The following is a 15,443-nucleotide window of genomic DNA, read 5'->3' as shown; positions in this document are numbered from 1 at the left end:
TGACTATTTTAATAGAGACTTGCTTACTCTTCATCTCCCAGGCTGCGTAACATCACTGGCAACTTCCAATTGGTTTCAGTATACTCCGCTTCGGGATCAGAGCTAGCGACTATCCCATTCCCTGCGAAAAGAGTCGCTTTGGCGCCTGTAAGCAGGGCTGAGCGTAAGGCGACCGCGAACTCTCCGTTGCCCCTGGTATCGATCCAGCCCAGGGGACCCGCGTACCATCCTCGATCAAGCTCTTCATGGTCTCGTATCTCTTTGAGCGCGGCTTCACGTGGTAAGCCACCAACGGCTGGCGTAGGATGCAGCCGCGCGACCGCCTCCAGCAGGTTATGACCGGGCTTGAGTCGCCCCTCAATTGAGGTCTCCAGGTGTTGGATATTCTTGAGCTTACGCACATGGGGCTGTTCCCCAATCTCGATCTGGTTGCACAGCTCACTCAAGGACTCGCGAATGAGATCAATCACAAACTGGTGCTCCTGGCGAATCTTGGTTCCATAGAGCTGTTGCTGACCGATATACTCATCCTCTGCAGGCGTATGCCCGCGGGGAGCCGAACCTGCCAGAGCCATGGTTCGCATCCTGCCCTCTTGTGCACTTACCAGGCGTTCTGGAGTTGCTCCTACGAAGTAGTGCTTCCCACGCTGTAAAGCGAAGACGAAGGTATCAGGATAGCTCTGGCGCAGGCGATAGAGCGTAGTTTCAACATCGAAAAAACCCTCTGGATGAAGCACCTCGACCGCGCGAGCCAGGACAATCTTCTGGTAGGCTCCCTGACGCATCTGCTCCACAGCCTGGGCGACAATCGAGATCCACTGCTGAGCGGGCAGCACTTCATGTTTGGGCATGGGCGTGGTCTGGGTGCTGAGTTCTTGCAAACGCTGGAATGGGAAGTGTTCAACGATGGCGCTTAAGCGTTGCAGCAGGGCCAGGGTTTCTGTGACCTGTTGCTCCAGGTCCTCTTCGGTCATCTGCGGACGGATACAGGCATGGATAGAGAGCGAGGCCTGGTCGTCATCGAGACGATACAGTATTTGGGGCAGGGTAAGTAGGCCAGCGGGAAAGCCCTGCCAGAGTTGTGTGCCGGGGCGTTGTGGATCGAAGGCAAAGCCACCAAAGAGAGCCGGAGCCGGGATACGTTTCATAGGAACTGTAGTGGCGACCAGGCAGGTATCCTGAAAGGTGCTCAAGGCCCGCGCCGTCACATCGAAGCGGTCAGCGCTGTCGGCTGCAATGGTCAGAACGGCGCCAACGCCGACTAATGCCTCACCACTGGCTGGTTTCTCCCAGAAGAAACGCTCGCCCAACTCAAGGACTTGAAAGGCGCTAAAGATATGTAAGGCATCGCGCGACTCGACGGGGAGCGTAAGGGCCGTAAAGATATTTTGCTGCTGCTGTTGGGCGCGTGTTGCCGCTTGTTGCAAGAGGGTAAGAAGCTGTGTTCGCTCGCAAGCAAGCACCCAGGAGGGGTGTGTGCTATGAATATGTGGTGTTGCTCTATCTGTAAAGACAGTCTCCATAATCCAGTCTCCAACGTGGCATCGTTCTCTGTTGATAGTTGCCCTTGTGATCAGGGAAGCACGCTAGTCGCTGTGCATACTGCACAGCATATACAATAGATGTGCTTATAGTCATATTTGAGCATGTATGGTATGCCAATATATTGTCTTTTTTTGAGCAGAGAAGGCAGGATGAATACGCGCAAGCAGAGCATAGTGCCATAAAGATGGGTTGTGAGAAGCTCACCCAGCCCATCGCGTGGTACCTGTGGCATTCGTGCTCAATAAGGCATGCATGGGTTAATAAAGATAATCTTGATAATCTCGATAATTTCTAATATATTATTCGACTCACATGTAGCTACCAATAGAGCAGGTAGCTATGCAAGTGGAAAAGATCAAAGCCAGTAGTCCTGTAGCAGAACCAGAAAATGGCCTGTAGGGCTGTTTGGTGGCGACGGCGCTCTGAAGGAGTTGGCAGCCAGAAAGCAATACCCGTAGTATTATAGCACGCCCGGAGAGATGCGACCAATGGAGTCCCAGGAGCCTACAGGGCAGTCTCATCGAATGGAATAATAATAGCTTAACTATAAATTAACAAACATTTAACGCCGTTATTATACAATCAGCAAGATAGGTGCATTTTTTTGAATATATTAAACAGGAGACTCTTCCTTGAAGAAACATCCACGTAAAATTCTAGCGATTCTGGTTGGTATAATGATCGCGCAGCATTATTTATACCCTTTTCTAGTAATCACTCAGCCTTCGCGGCTTCTACAGATCAGACTGATGGATCCAGCGCAGCAACACTGCTAAATGTTGCCACGCTCACCAATCCACCTGCCCTGGGCAATGGTATTAACCTGGGTGGATTTTCCGCATTGACTCATATCCCGGTAGTGACTCCGGAAGGGGGTGATAGAATAGAGAGGAGGAGGTGAACGATGAACAAGCGAGAAGCAGAGGAGCAGAGCAGTCTGCCAACGTGTCCCAATCCCGCATGCTCAGGGCCGCGCGTTGTGCGCAATGGCAGCCACCGGGGACGGCAACGGTATCTGTGCCGCACCTGTAAGACGTACTTTGGAGCAACGCAAGGCACGCCGATGTATGGGTTGAAGACGCCTGCCCCCGAGGTAGCGCAAGCGCTCTTGGTGGTGATGCGGCGCGGCAGCTTGCGGGCTGCCGAGGAGATCACCGGGCACAAATACGAAACGATCAGTGTCTGGCTCAAGCGAGCAGCAGAGCATGCCGAGGCCCTGACGCAGGTGATGGCTTGCGATCTGCACGTGAGCCAGGTGGAAATCGATGAGTTCTGGTCGTTTGTCCAGAAAAAAAGGGGACTGAAGGGGCGTCCGACGAAGGAGCACGCTGGGCTTGCCTCGTCCAAGATCGGGAGAGCCGCTTCGTGGTTGCCAGTGCCACCGGACCGCTGGGCGAGAACCTGATGACGCGGGCCGTCAGCAGGACGGTCCTGCGAACCCATCGCCGCCCGCTCTGCTGGTTTAGTGATGGCTGGCATGGCTATGCGGCCATTCTCCATCGTGCCTATCGCCAACCCCAGTCGCGTCAGGGCAAAACCGGACGGCGCAAGTTGGTGGTGCCTGACACCGTGTCGTTGACGCAAACAGTCAAACACCGTGATGAGCATGGACGCCTCCTGTCAGTAGCAATCCGCATGGCGATGGGAGCAAGCCAGGGACCCGCCGGGACCGTGCACGTGGAGCGACTTCATGGAGCGTTGCGTGATCGGTTGAATGCGCTGACCCGCAAGACGCATGCTTTTGCCAAACGAGACGCGACCTGGGATGCGCTGGTCGGCTTGCAGATCTTCGATCACAATTTCCATCGGGCTCATTACGCTCTACGCCTGCCGCTTCAGATTGTCGATGGCGTTCATCGCTATCACCATCGATCTCCAGCAATGGCTCTGGGCGTGACTGATCATCTCTGGTCCTTCCAAGACTTGTTGACTACTCGACTCCCTATCACCTCTTAGAGGAGTCACTACCGGAATTGTCTTCCCGAGCGAAAACGTCATTCTTGACCTCCTGAAGTTTGGCTATCCATTTGAGAAAGTCGAAGGCCTGGCTGTGGTTGGAGACAAGCTTTCAGTTGTCAACGATAACGATTTCGATATCGGAGGGACAGATCCAACCCAGATCTGGACGTTTCAGCTTCCTAAAAGCACCTTTTCTGACCAAAAGTAACTTATAGACTTTATCTGAGGAGATCACTCGCAGCCTATCACAGTGGTTCCCACTTCACAAAAAAAGAGGGCGAGTGGGCCAGGTCACACAACCTGGCCCACTCGCCCTCTTTTTTCTTTCACTCAGAATATTTCTAGTAATCTACTCCCTTGTTGCTTGTGTAAATTAGTGCATCTAGAATAGGATAATAGTAATTTATAGTGCTTAAAAGATTGTAATACGAGGCGCAACATTGTATACATTGAAATATACGAGAAAAAAAGCCAGCATGTAGAAACGATGGGTGGTTAATAAGCCATGGAAGTTGAGGTTGAGTAGAAGTGATGCAGGCCTCGAAAAATGTTGAAGTGGTTCAAGGGAGAGCAGAGCACGAGGTAGAGGCGAGAGGCCAGGGAGCGTTGCCTTCCGAGCAATATGTATCCAAAATTATGCCCTCTGTCGTTGGTGGGCGGGATCTGTTGGCATGCTATATTGTGGCCATGTTTCTCATTACAAACGCGGTTTTACAGGCCTCGGGTGGCGTAGTGGCATTGACCTATACTGTACTGGGCGCCGTGACGTTTTTTCTTCCTTGCGTGCTTGCGACCGCGCAGCTAGGCATAGCCTATCCCCATGAAGGTTCCCTCTATAACTGGACATATCATGCTTTAGGCCGCTTCTGGAGTTTCTTTGTCGGACTATGCTACTGGCTCAGTGGTGTACTGGCTCCAGTGACAGCCGCCAATGCCTTTGTCACCATCCTGGCAGGCTTAAATAAGAACTGGCTTACAGAGCCCTGGCAGCAGGGATGTGTGATGATTGGCTTGCTGCTGGTAGGTTCCTTCTTATGTACCAGGCGTTTGCGTATCGCCCTCAATATGATCAATATTTCGGCCCTGGCTCTCTTGCTGGCGGTGCTGGGTATTGTCATTGCGGCCGCTTTATGGATATGGAGTGGGCACCCTTTGCAGAAAGACCTGGTGGATGGAGCCTCCTGGCGTATTACCCCCGATAACTTCTCGCTCTTTAGTGTGGTCACTCTGAGCTTTATCGGTGCGAGTGGACCTTTGAATATGGCGGGTGAATTGAGGAGCGAAGCCGGGAGGGAAAAGCGACGTATGGTGCTGGCCCACCTCTTTGGTGGAACTCCCATTGTGTTTGCCTGTTACTTTCTGGTTCCCTTTGCCATTTTGATTGTGCTCGGACGCGCTGTCCTGCAGGAGGCGGTGCCGTCGTTTGCGGGCATTCATGTCATGGATGCGGTCTTTGGCTCGTGGGCTGGAAGTGTCGTCGCAAGTATCACCTTGCTCTCTTGCCTGGCAACAATTGTCTTTTATATCGGAGCTTCGGCGCGCTTGCTTTTTGTGGCTGGTGCGGACCGCTTTCTTCCCCGGCAGATGGTCTACCTTAATCGGCATCGACAGCCAGTGATTGCGATACGTTTCCATACAGCCGCGGCCGTGCTTGTAGTAGTTGTTGTGTTTATGATCTTGCCATATGTGGTAAAGCTGGGGACAACAACCATGCTGGTACCCCGTATCTATGCCATACTTTCGGCGGTACTGACGATCATCTGGACCATTGCGACGGCGTTCTACTTTATAAATCTCTTCAGCCTCTTCCTGGGAAAGAGGCGGCACGCACAAGGGCAGCAGAAAATCTTGCCTCGCCCTGTGCTCTTACTGATTAGCGCCGTTGGGCTGCTTACCTGCCTGGCGACGATTGTGAGCACCTTTGCCTATCCCTGGTCACCTCTGATCCGGGGTGATATCTGGATCGTCTCGGTTGGTGGAATCACAGCCGTATGCCTGGTGGTTGCCATCAATATTAGTATGATCGCGCACAGCGAAGCCAGGTGGGAATTATTGCGTGATAGCTAGCCGGGCCGTTAGAGATTGATGCTGGTCGTCTCGCGCTCTAGACGGGGGTGAATTTCCTCGATTGGGCGTTCATAGAGATCGAAGAGTCCGGGTTGGTTGAGGCTGAAAAGCTGCTCAAAATCTTCGGGCGCGAAGGCTTTACGCAGGCGCGCGGCGTAAGAGGTGACCAGCATCTGCACATAATGCTCTACATCGTAATCCTGGCGCACCTGTTGTTTGGGGGAGGACTGCTTCTCCGAGGCCTGGTGTTGTCGCCAGTGTTGCGGCGTGGTATTCTCCTCGGCTGCCTCCTCTGGAAGCCAGATGTAGCGTCGCTGCCCTCGCCCCTTATAGAAGCGCACACGCTCTCCTGGTAGCCACTCGTTGCGGCCAGCATTTAAGAGTGCTTCGTAAGCCGGCTCCTGATGTGAATTGCGGGATGTTCGATAGGTCGCGGGACTCTTGCTCAGGCGCACGCGGGTCGCCACATCAACGGCGGAGAACTGGCGATTGCGCAGGGCATTGACGGTTTCAAGGAAGGCCTGGCGCACTCCAGGAATATCGCCCATAAGCGTACAGCTCAGGGCCTTACGTAGGAAGCGCTCACCAAAGGGTTCTGAGCGGCTCGAACGCAGCGCTACGCCACGCACGATGAGCTTGCCATCATAGGTCAGGAGGGCATAGTTTTTGACCTCGTGGCTGAGCATGGCACGGTAGCGCCCCTCATATTCCAGGCGGATGCCTGCGGGTAGCTCGGCCCCGATTTCAGCCACGAGGGCGCGTTCTTTGTCGTCCGTCCATGTCTGAGGGACCGCGAAATAGACGCCATCGGTATCGGCTTCGATGGGTAGGAGTCCGCGTGTCTCCAATGCGCGCAGCACCTGTGAGAGGATTGCGCGCCCACGGCTGGTGACCTCGTTGGCAGCCTGTGGATCGGCGAAGAGCGCCATCTGTCCTGCCCCCATATAGCCATAGGCGGCGTTGATCAGAATCTTCATTGCGGCCTGCGTGGCGTTATGGTGGTTCCCCTCAATAGAGGTGGGGTCGGCGAGGCGTGCGGCCTCCTTGTGGGCCAGGCGCAGGTCTGTGAGGCGTGCCAGGATTTTGAGCAAGGCTCCCAGGCGATCGCAGGCGGGGCCAATCTGAAATGTACGCATGAGCGAGGGATAAAGCGAGGCAACATCGGCCTTGACGATGTGTTCGGCGACTCCGCTGGCGAAGAGGTGAACGGCCCCACCCGCGTGTGGCTCGACACCGGCGTTGTTCGTGGCATAATCGGCCTGGCAGGGGAGCGCGGTTCCGGCGCGCAGGTAGGCGCGCATGAGAATGGGTTCGAGGATGCCCATGGCGGGACCTGCCGAGGCGAGCCGTTCATAGCGGCGAGGGGCCATGGCTGCCAGGGCGAAGGGGGCGCCCAGAAGTTGACGCGAGAGTCCATCCACTTCATCGACATCGTCGAGGGCGTAGCGACGCACCTTCTCTGGCTGCTGGCGATAGGTATCATAGATCGCGCTTCCCTCGATATACACACGCTGGGGCGAGGCAATGCCAAAGTAGCGCGCGACCTCTTTCAGGCTATAACTGGGAATGTCGCGTACGACGAAGTCATGGCGGCGTACAGCATCAAGCGTATCAATCAACTCGCGTCCAGCCACGGTGTAGCGCGTGCGGTGGCGGGCCTCGGGACCCACGGCCAGCGTCTCTTCGCGGCTCTCAAGTATAGCATAGTAGCCTGCTGGTCCCATGCGTCCTATAGCCAGGGGAATCTCATGCACGAGTGCGCGGCGGCTGAGAAACGAGAGATCGAAGCCAAAGAGGTTATGATTTTCAATCACGTCGGGGTCGCGCTCACGTATAATCTGGCAAAGTTCCTGAATTAACTGGGGCTCGTCACCGACTTGCGGCGCCTCCAGGATCTTAGTGAAGCCACGGCTATCACGAATGGAGACGAGAAAGATGCGTCCCTGGCGTGGATCGAGCGAGGTCGTCTCCAGGTCGAATTGCAGGCGGTGTAGGTTCTCGTAGTTCATGCCATGGAAATAGGTGCGCCCTGTGCTCATAAGGTATTGCTCGACGGCTCCTACCCGGTAATAGGTATGCTCCAGGTCGGTTTCGGTAAGACTCTTGACCTGGTATTTGAGGCGATGGGATGCGCCAAAGAGAATCTCACGTTCTAGCAAACGCCCATCCGTGGACGAGAGGAGATAGCGGTAAGAGCCAGGTGGGCCATCAAGCTCACGGAACCAGATAGCATGCTGCGTCCTGGGAACACTTTCGTGTGGAAGCAGGTTTGAACCCAGGTGGGCCAGGTCCTCAAGGGTTGTGGCAAAGAGCCAGGGGCGGAAGCGGTCAGGAAGACAAACAACTTGTTCACTCTCCTGCTCTCGCACGCGCTGCCAGATGAGCGCGCGCCCATCCCGATGCGCCCAGACAGAGACAATGCCCGGCATGGGGTCCCAACCAAAGAGATAGCTATTATCAGTTGCATGCTGATCCTGCATAGGAGATCGGGCGACTACTGTAGATTGCCGGGTTTCTGGGTTTGTGGACGACGCTGTTTCTCCTGTGGCCATAGCACCTCTCGGTTTGCATTGCGTGGTTGACGAAAGCAAGAACGCCTATTCTAGAAGTTATTATACCATACCTCCGCTTAGGCTGTAGAGATCTTTTCTAGAGTAAGGGGCAACTAAATGAACAGAGGATGTGGACAAAGTGGATGTCTGCGCGTTTAATCAATAGGGTATTATCTTTTCTATTTTATTTGCTGTGTGTATGCCTGCTTGAGAAAGTAGTGAGAAGACCAATGAAGTATTCATCTCGCTCTGGCATGCTCGTTGTAAGCATGACATTTTTGTTGCTGGCTGTAGGTATTTTACTTATGTTTGCCGCGGCCAGCTCGCTCCCCTATACGGGGCGTCCATTACAATATTTTGAAACGCCGGTGCCCGCACCATCTCCTGGCGTCATTAATTGTTTGAGTCTCCGCTGCCATCACTAGCTTGCGTAGCGTCCTACAATTGAATTACCCAACCTCTTGTAGGGTCCATGCTGGCATGGACTGCGAGCGAAGCGACCTCCCTTTGCAGGGGTATCGGCCTGTGGGTCTTGGAGCCCATGCCAGCATGGACCCTACATTTGTTTAGAGGGGATTGGAGGGCATGGAGAGGGAGGCAAGCCAGGTACGGACCTCGGCCTCTTTGCGGTGCCCACTCATGACGAGGCTTGCAAGGCAGATGTCGCCGAGGCGGCGCGCTTCGGTAATATCGCCCCGCGCGGCGGCTACGCGTGCCAGGCCATACTGTCCCAGGATATACATCTCGTGGTCTCCCTCGGGGAGGGTCGTGAGCATGTGCTGATAGGCTGCCGAGGCTTGCTCGACCTGGTCGAGATGCAGGTAGAGTTCGCCATAGAGGTTATGTGCTGAGGCGATAATGCGCGGCGAGCCAATTTCTTTCGCGACTTTAAGGCCCCGTACAAGAAAATCTTCTGCCTGAGTGTACGTTCCCTGCTTGATCTTCATTTCACCAATATTAATGAGAAGGATGCCAATCCATTCGCGTAGGTGAAAGTGTTGTGCCAGGCCCAGCCCTTCCTGGAGGTGCGTCTCGGCCAGTTCATAATGTTCTTGCTCATAGGCCAGGGTTCCGAGATTGAGCAAGAAGATGATAGTGAGTTCACAGTGGACAATCTGGCGTGCCAGGCTAAGACCTTCGTTGAGGAAGTGTTCGGCCTTCTCATTCTGTCCCTGTTCGGCATACGTCACGCCAATGCTGAGATAGAGGCGACTGACCTTTTCGCGGTCCCCCTGCGTACGGGCGAGACTAAGCGCCTCCTGTAGATATACCTCGGAGCGGTTATAGTCGCCACCACTGGCTATGATGGAGCCGAGCACGCGGAGCTGTTCGATAAGATACTCGGGATAGTTATCCTGCTGGGCGATAGTAAGACCCTCGCGCAGATAGGACTCGGCGCTGCTATAATCGCTGCGCTTCCAGACGAGCCAGCCCTGGCCCGTGAGGTGCGCGCAGAGATAGCGACGGTTATTCCAGCTCCGCGCCAGTTCTATGCCCTGTTGATAGGTCGAGTGCGCGAGAGTATATTCGCCAAGGCGATAGGCAATCTCGCCGATCTGGAGCAGCGTATTGAGGATACCGTCACGATCCTGAAGAATATTCGCGGCCTGGTAAGCGCGCTGGAGATGAGTATGGGCAAGAGCATATGAGCCACGCATGAGCAGGAAAGGGGCGAAGGCACAGACGCCTTTGACCAACTCAGCCCAGTACTGGTGTTCATAGGCGGCGTCGAGTGCACCCAGGATAACCGCGCTCTCACCCTCAAGTAGCTCGTAGTCTTTCTCATGCTGCTCGACATAATCCAGGATATAAGCGATGAAGCGAGCGTAGGGCGCAGACTCCTCTAAGTGAGCACGCGCGTAGTCGGAGATGGTCTGATGTAGTGTATAGCGCTCACTCATGCTACACTCCAGGAGACCTGCATCAATAAGCACATCAAGCGTAGCGGGATCGCAGTCAGCGACAGTGAGCGCGGTCTCTTCAGAGAAGCTATGTGGCTTGGGTGGCAGAATAGAGAGCGCACAGAGCGCGGCACGAGCCGTTGAGGAGAGCTGCCGATCCGTAATAGCGATTACCGACTGAAGCGAGCGCAGTTTCGGCGCGCCCGGCTCCGGCTCTAAATTAGCGTCGTACGCCTCACTTAATTCCAGGCGTTGTCTGGTATTGCTCAGGCTCTGAATAGCGTTCTGAATATGCTGAGTATCGCCATGGCTGGCCTGCTTGCGCAGGTAGTTGCCCATGAGGGTCAGGGCCAGGGGGAGACCGCCCACAGCCTGGACAAGGTCACTCTCTTTATGAGAATCATGACGAAAAACGGTTGGTGCGAGATGACGCAGGAGGCGCATACTCTCCTCTTTATTCAACTCGGGGAGCGTCAATGGTCCATTGACCGCGAAATGCGCGGCGATGGCGGGGAAGCGCGTGGTCACCAGGTGCGCGCAATGTGGTCCTCCAATCTTGAAAGGAAGCACATCTTCAAGCGTCCAGGCGTCGTCGATAATGATCAGCAGGCGGCGCGAGCCGATGGCGGCATGCAGTGCCCGAGTCCAGGAGGTATAGTCTGCACTCTGTTCTGTCAGGGAGAGACCAAGCAGGCGGCCCCAATGGCTCAAGATGCTAGGAATATTGGCGCTTGGACCCAGACCTGCCCAGAGTATGCCATCCGCGAAAGATTCAAGCACCTCTTCGTCATAGGCCAGGGTGATGGCCAGCGTTGTCTTTCCGATGCCAGGCAACCCATTGAGCGTGGTAAGCGAGGCATTGCCATCCTCCCATAGATGCTGCTTAAGCAGCTCCAGATCATTGGCGCGCCCAATCAAGGGAGAACCTGGCTGGCGCGGGATCGCGGGATCAAAAATAGGAAGAGGGCGTGTGGGCACGGAGGATAGACGGTGCAGCCGCGAGGACGCTTGTGGCGAGTGCATCTGTGCTTTCGATGTGTTGTGTTGCATAGCGAGGGAAACCTCCTCCAGGTGCCGCGAAGGAGCCGGGCAGTCAGCCTTTGCCTGTAATGTACGAGAAGAGCCTACTTCATAATACCTATAATAACATAAAAGCTCATTAAAATACCGTAAAAATTTAGCCTGCTTCCCTGCTTTAATTGACGCAAACAAGCCAATGGAATCAAAAAAAGAAGGCCAGAGCACTAATGCAATCAGTGCCTAACCAAGCTCAATTATGAACATTGTGCTAATTTAAATCGCCCTACGTTCTTTTTCGAGACGTACGCCATTCCCTTAGCTGCTCGCGTTTGCCTTTTGCCCCAAGATGCATTTTCAACGCATCCACAGGAGAATAGCGAACATACAGATCCCTGTTATCCTGCTCTGCCAATCGCACATAGGTATTAATCATCTCAAGTGTCGCATGGCCTAACCAGCCTTGAAGGACCGTGCTAGTGCAAAATCACGCGACCTTTTCGGGAATAACGAGACGAGGCTCAAGAGGAGATCGATAGTAAGCAGAAACCCTCTCAATCAACTGGTTGGCAGTGAGCAAGCCATTTACCTCAACGACGTTGCGCTTGCCGTGGACCCATTTAGGTTCAATGGGATTGAGCCATGGACTTTGTGTAGGCAGATAGAAGGGTAAGATACGGACGCCTTTCTTTTCTTTCTTCACCTCTTGATTATGCTGGCGAATCCAAGAACGGACTTTTTTACTGTTATGCCAGGAGGCATTATCCCAGATCAGCAACCACGCTGTTTTGCCCTGTTTCTCTAAACGAGCACAACACCACGCTAAAAACTGTGTGGTGATGTCGCTGACAGGTCTTCCACTGACAAAGCGCAGGGACATATCTTGACGGATAGGATCAGCAGCCGTCCCTTTTTGCCAGAGAACGCCATAGCAGGCCAGGGCTTTGGGATCAGGATCACCTTTTTGCCAGGATTGTTGCTGCAAACGAACGGGATATTGCTTGCTCTGCCAAGCATGCAGATGTGGCAAAGCAAAGCGACTCCACCAAACCTCATCGGCAAATCCGATAGCCCACGTGGGCTGTTGGCTGGCCCAAGCCATCAATCGATCACGAGCGATTTTTTTTTGTAAATACTTGGGATCGGGACTGGTAATCCAGCACTTGGCACGCTTCCAGTTGGTCTTGAGCCTACTCAGGGCTCGACGCACGCTCTCAGTGGAAACAAGGGTGGCTGTGATCCCTTGCTGGAAGCTGACTGAAGCCGCCATTTCTAGTGTCCACTGGCTGCGATCATAGCCAAAGTCACGCGGACTGCGGTGCAAGAGATCTTGTAATTGCTGACACCCTTCCTCAGTGAATGTGGTCCGCAGATGATGGGGACGTGATGAGCCTTCTTGCAACACAGCCAGACCTGATGCATGAAAGTCGTGGATCACATTGCGAACAGTCTGGTCGTTGCAACCAAGCTGCTCTGCTATCTCTGGAGCTCGTTGCCCTCGCGCCGATGCCAACAAGATCTGACAACGCCGCAGCACAAAAGCATTTGACGAACGCAATCCTGCATGGATTTGACGCTGTTCGTCTTCAGTTAGGGATCGGATAAAGATGGGTTTTCTCATGGCTCATTTGTCTTCGATGAGTACGACAACCGTAGTTATTCCTCAATTGGAGATAAGGATGAAGAGAGTTGGAGAACAAGATCGATGCTCTATCTTTGCAGATTTTGGAAGGAGTGGAAGCAAGGGGCCTCATATGGTACAGTCACACTCCGCTGGGATAAGGAAGTGGGTTACAGAATCCCCTTTAAAGAACAGGCCCCGCAGACATATCCCTTGTTGGGCACAATGCTGTAGCCGCCATGAGCACGAATAATCACCTTCCCGCATTCCGCACATTTCGTCGGCTTATAGCTTGGTGGGTTTTGGAGCTTCTCGAAATTGTACTCATTTGTTGCCATATCCACATAGTCCTCGGTGTCGAAGCTTTCACGGCACGTTTTGCAGGTTTGCCAGGCACCAGTATGACCCTCATGATAGTGATAGGCACAGAGCGTGTAGCGATCGTGATTGCGCCAACAGCTATTGCGGGCATAAGAAAACATCACATATGTGTCGCTATCATCGCATATCCAGTGGTCACAACAAAGCGTTTTGGTTAATTTCCTGGTTTTCCCACACAGACCACAGCGAGGCTTGGATACCGTTTTGTTTGTCGTTTTTGCCATCGCGAACATTCTCCATTGGTTAGCTTGTTGCTCTCCCACTCTCTACCATAGTGTGGCTCGCAGACTTTCTCCTTATGGGGAAAGCTTCACTAGTGGGTTTTCTCATGTCTCATTTGTTTTCGATTAGGAGATCAACAGAAAGAGAGGTCTTCTCATCCCTTCTATTCTACTACATTCCCTATTATCTTTCGTGGGTTTGCACTAGGCACACCATTTTTAATGGCATTCACCGCAAACCAGTGTCTACACGTATGAGCACTTACCCTTTTATCAAAAATTTCTGCTTCACGTTGTAACCTATCGAAAATGTAGTCTGCTGCATGTTTCCTTAACGGGTTCCCCCAGGCATTAAGAAACACATAGTCATCATGGTTAGTCGAACCACCACGCCAGTAACGAATATATGTGTCTAGTGATTAGTCCAAATTGGAATTGACAGGAGTGAGATACTGATGGAAAAGCAAGGAGCCCGCCATGAAGCATCCCATTCCCGTCGCGTTGTCCGAATCCGATCGCGCCTCGCTGCAAACCTTCATCCATGCAGGCAAAGCCAATGCTCGCACGTTTACCCGGGCACGCGTCTTGCTCAAAGCTGCTGAAGGCTGGACCGACCAACAGATCTGTGACGCCTTCGATATCAGCCGCAATACCTCCATTCGTGTTCGACAGTTGTACCTACAAGGAGGACTCGAAGCGGTTCTGCACGACAAGCGGCAGCAGCGCCATCGGCAGGCACTCACGGGAGGACAAGCCGCCCATTTGATTGCCATTGCGTGCAGTCCAGTTCCTGATGGACATGACCATTGGACGCTGCGCTTGCTGGCAGGCAAAGTCGTTGAACTGGACTTTGTCGAATCGATCTCGCCAGAAACCATTCGCCAGCTCCTGAAAAAAACGAACTCAAACCCTGGCAACACGAGCACTGGTGCATTCCAACGGTAGGAGCCGAGTTTGTCGCGGCCATGGAAGACGTCCTCGATCTGTACGAGGAAGACTACGATCCACGCTATCCAACCGTTTGTTTTGACGAGAAACTGGTGGCCCCAGAGGCCGACGTGCGGCCTCCTCTGCCGATGGAACCAGGGCACGTTGAACGCATCGATTATGAGTATGAGCGTTTGGGCACCGCCAATTTGTTTTTCTTTGTCGAGCCGCTTGCGGGCTGGCGTCACGTCGAGATGACCCAGCGGCGGACGAAGATTGATTATGCGCACTGCATCCGATGGTTGGTCGATGAGGTCTATCCGCACGCCGAGTACATTCGCCTCGTGCAGGATAATCTTAATACCCATACCGCAGCGGCTCTCTACGAAGCCTTTGAGCCCGCAGAGGCCAGGCGCATTTTGCAGCGGGTGGAGTTTCATTACACGCCCAAACATGGAAGTTGGCTCAACATGGCAGAAATTGAGATCGGTATCTTTGCTCGTGGCTGCCTCTCGCGTCGAGTGCGAAGTCTGACGGAGTTGCGCCAGCGCATCGCGACATTGCAGGCAGAGCGCAATGCTCTGCGTTGTACCATTTCGTGGCGGTTTACCTGCAACGATGCTCGGGACACGCTCCATGATCTCTATCCTGCCATCAATAACAAACTGGACTGACTACTAGGTGCTGACGCGCTACTTTCCCAAAGGGAACTTTACGTTCCTTGGAACCCTTTCCCCTAACAAAGATCATTCCCATATCCCAGTCGATATCTGCAAAAAGCAGACCACATGCCTCCGAAATTCTAATACCCGTGGAGAGTAGTAACCAGAGAAATGCCCTATCACGAGCCGCTAGAGCCTTGCGCTCATCTTGTGTTAAGGATCTACCCTTAGGCTCACGATCACAAGCAGCATCTAAACGCATTAGTTCATCCTCTGTGAAAACACGGATAAGCGGCTTCTCTGTCTTTGGAGATTTTAGATCCGCCATAGGATTTTCTTCGAGATGTTTGTGAGCAACCAGCCAGTTAAAAAAGACCAGCACATCGCGGAAGTATGTTTCAATGGTACGGCTACTATAAGGACGCCCCCACCTGTTCGTACCATCTCGCAAATGTGAAAGCCAAACAATGATATCTATTTCCTCGATATCAGCCACATAAACGCGATCCAAGTCGCTTTTCATATAGCGTATAAAAGAGCCTATCACGCTTTTATAATCCGCAAGCGAACCCTTACACTTATTATGTGGT

At 53.4% G+C, this 15,443-nt stretch carries 11 protein-coding genes; 4 read left to right on the top strand and 7 right to left on the bottom strand.

The features are described from left to right. Positions 1–23: 23 nt before the first annotated feature. A complete protein-coding gene (locus tag KRAC_RS23445; protein ID WP_007911393.1) occupies positions 24–1,523 on the bottom strand; it encodes an isochorismate synthase in 1,500 nt (499 codons plus the stop codon). 926 nt (positions 1,524–2,449) lie between these two features. On the opposite strand from KRAC_RS23445, the gene KRAC_RS23440 reads away from it, so the two are divergent. The 3 genes from KRAC_RS23440 (at position 2,450) to KRAC_RS23430 (ending at position 5,571) form a co-directional block, all read left to right on the top strand. Continuing rightward, the gene (locus KRAC_RS23440; RefSeq protein ID WP_007905782.1) at positions 2,450–2,950 is read left to right on the top strand and encodes an IS1/IS1595 family N-terminal zinc-binding domain-containing protein; all 501 of its coding nucleotides are present in this window, start codon (positions 2,450–2,452) and stop codon (positions 2,948–2,950) included. Further along, the gene (locus tag KRAC_RS23435; protein ID WP_244421978.1) at positions 2,911–3,501 is read left to right on the top strand and encodes a hypothetical protein; all 591 of its coding nucleotides are present in this window, start codon (positions 2,911–2,913) and stop codon (positions 3,499–3,501) included. Before KRAC_RS23440 ends, KRAC_RS23435 begins: the two co-directional genes overlap by 40 nt. Before the next feature lie 534 nt (positions 3,502–4,035). Beyond that, positions 4,036–5,571 carry an APC family permease gene (locus KRAC_RS23430; RefSeq protein ID WP_007911384.1) on the top strand — a complete coding sequence of 512 codons (1,536 nt, stop codon included), beginning with the start codon at positions 4,036–4,038 and terminating at the stop codon, positions 5,569–5,571. A gap of 8 nt (positions 5,572–5,579) precedes the next feature. On the opposite strand, the gene KRAC_RS23425 is transcribed toward KRAC_RS23430, so the two are convergent. The 5 genes from KRAC_RS23425 to KRAC_RS79660 all read right to left on the bottom strand — a co-directional run bounded on the left by KRAC_RS23425 (position 5,580) and on the right by KRAC_RS79660 (position 13,668). Then, on the bottom strand, positions 5,580–8,123 hold the full coding sequence (locus KRAC_RS23425) for a DNA polymerase domain-containing protein (protein ID WP_007911382.1): 2,544 nt from the start codon (positions 8,121–8,123) through the stop codon (positions 5,580–5,582). A 566-nt stretch (positions 8,124–8,689) separates the two neighbouring features. Beyond that, positions 8,690–11,074: a tetratricopeptide repeat protein gene (locus tag KRAC_RS23420; RefSeq protein ID WP_007911379.1), complete on the bottom strand. Its 2,385-nt coding sequence runs from the start codon at positions 11,072–11,074 to the stop codon at positions 8,690–8,692. A 454-nt stretch (positions 11,075–11,528) separates the two neighbouring features. Further along, entirely contained in the window at positions 11,529–12,662 is a 1,134-nt protein-coding gene (locus KRAC_RS66415; protein WP_007911377.1) for an IS630 family transposase, read from the bottom strand. Between the two features lie 170 nt (positions 12,663–12,832). Further along, positions 12,833–13,267, bottom strand: a complete 435-nt coding sequence (locus KRAC_RS23405; RefSeq protein WP_007911375.1) for a hypothetical protein — start codon at positions 13,265–13,267, stop codon at positions 12,833–12,835. Between the two features lie 161 nt (positions 13,268–13,428). Further along, on the bottom strand, positions 13,429–13,668 hold the full coding sequence (locus tag KRAC_RS79660; RefSeq protein ID WP_083814800.1) for a tyrosine-type recombinase/integrase: 240 nt from the start codon (positions 13,666–13,668) through the stop codon (positions 13,429–13,431). Positions 13,669–13,741: 73 nt separating this feature from the next. Here KRAC_RS79660 and KRAC_RS70250 point away from each other — a divergent pair. Further along, positions 13,742–14,865 (top strand): IS630 family transposase gene (locus KRAC_RS70250; protein WP_420795812.1). Its coding sequence is split into 2 segments (ribosomal slippage): positions 13,742–14,156 and positions 14,156–14,865, totalling 1,125 coding nucleotides; the frame shifts between segments, so codons are not numbered across the junction. On the opposite strand, the gene KRAC_RS62325 is transcribed toward KRAC_RS70250, so the two are convergent. Continuing rightward, positions 14,846–15,349, bottom strand: coding sequence for a tyrosine-type recombinase/integrase (locus KRAC_RS62325; protein WP_157506992.1), 504 nt, complete (start codon positions 15,347–15,349; stop codon positions 14,846–14,848). The two genes, KRAC_RS70250 and KRAC_RS62325, sit on opposite strands and share 20 nt — an antisense overlap. Positions 15,350–15,443 lie beyond the last annotated feature (94 nt).

Source organism: Ktedonobacter racemifer DSM 44963, assembly GCF_000178855.1.
Classification (GTDB): Bacteria; Chloroflexota; Ktedonobacteria; order Ktedonobacterales; family Ktedonobacteraceae; genus Ktedonobacter; species Ktedonobacter racemifer.
This window is presented reverse-complemented; position numbering and strand designations above follow the sequence as displayed.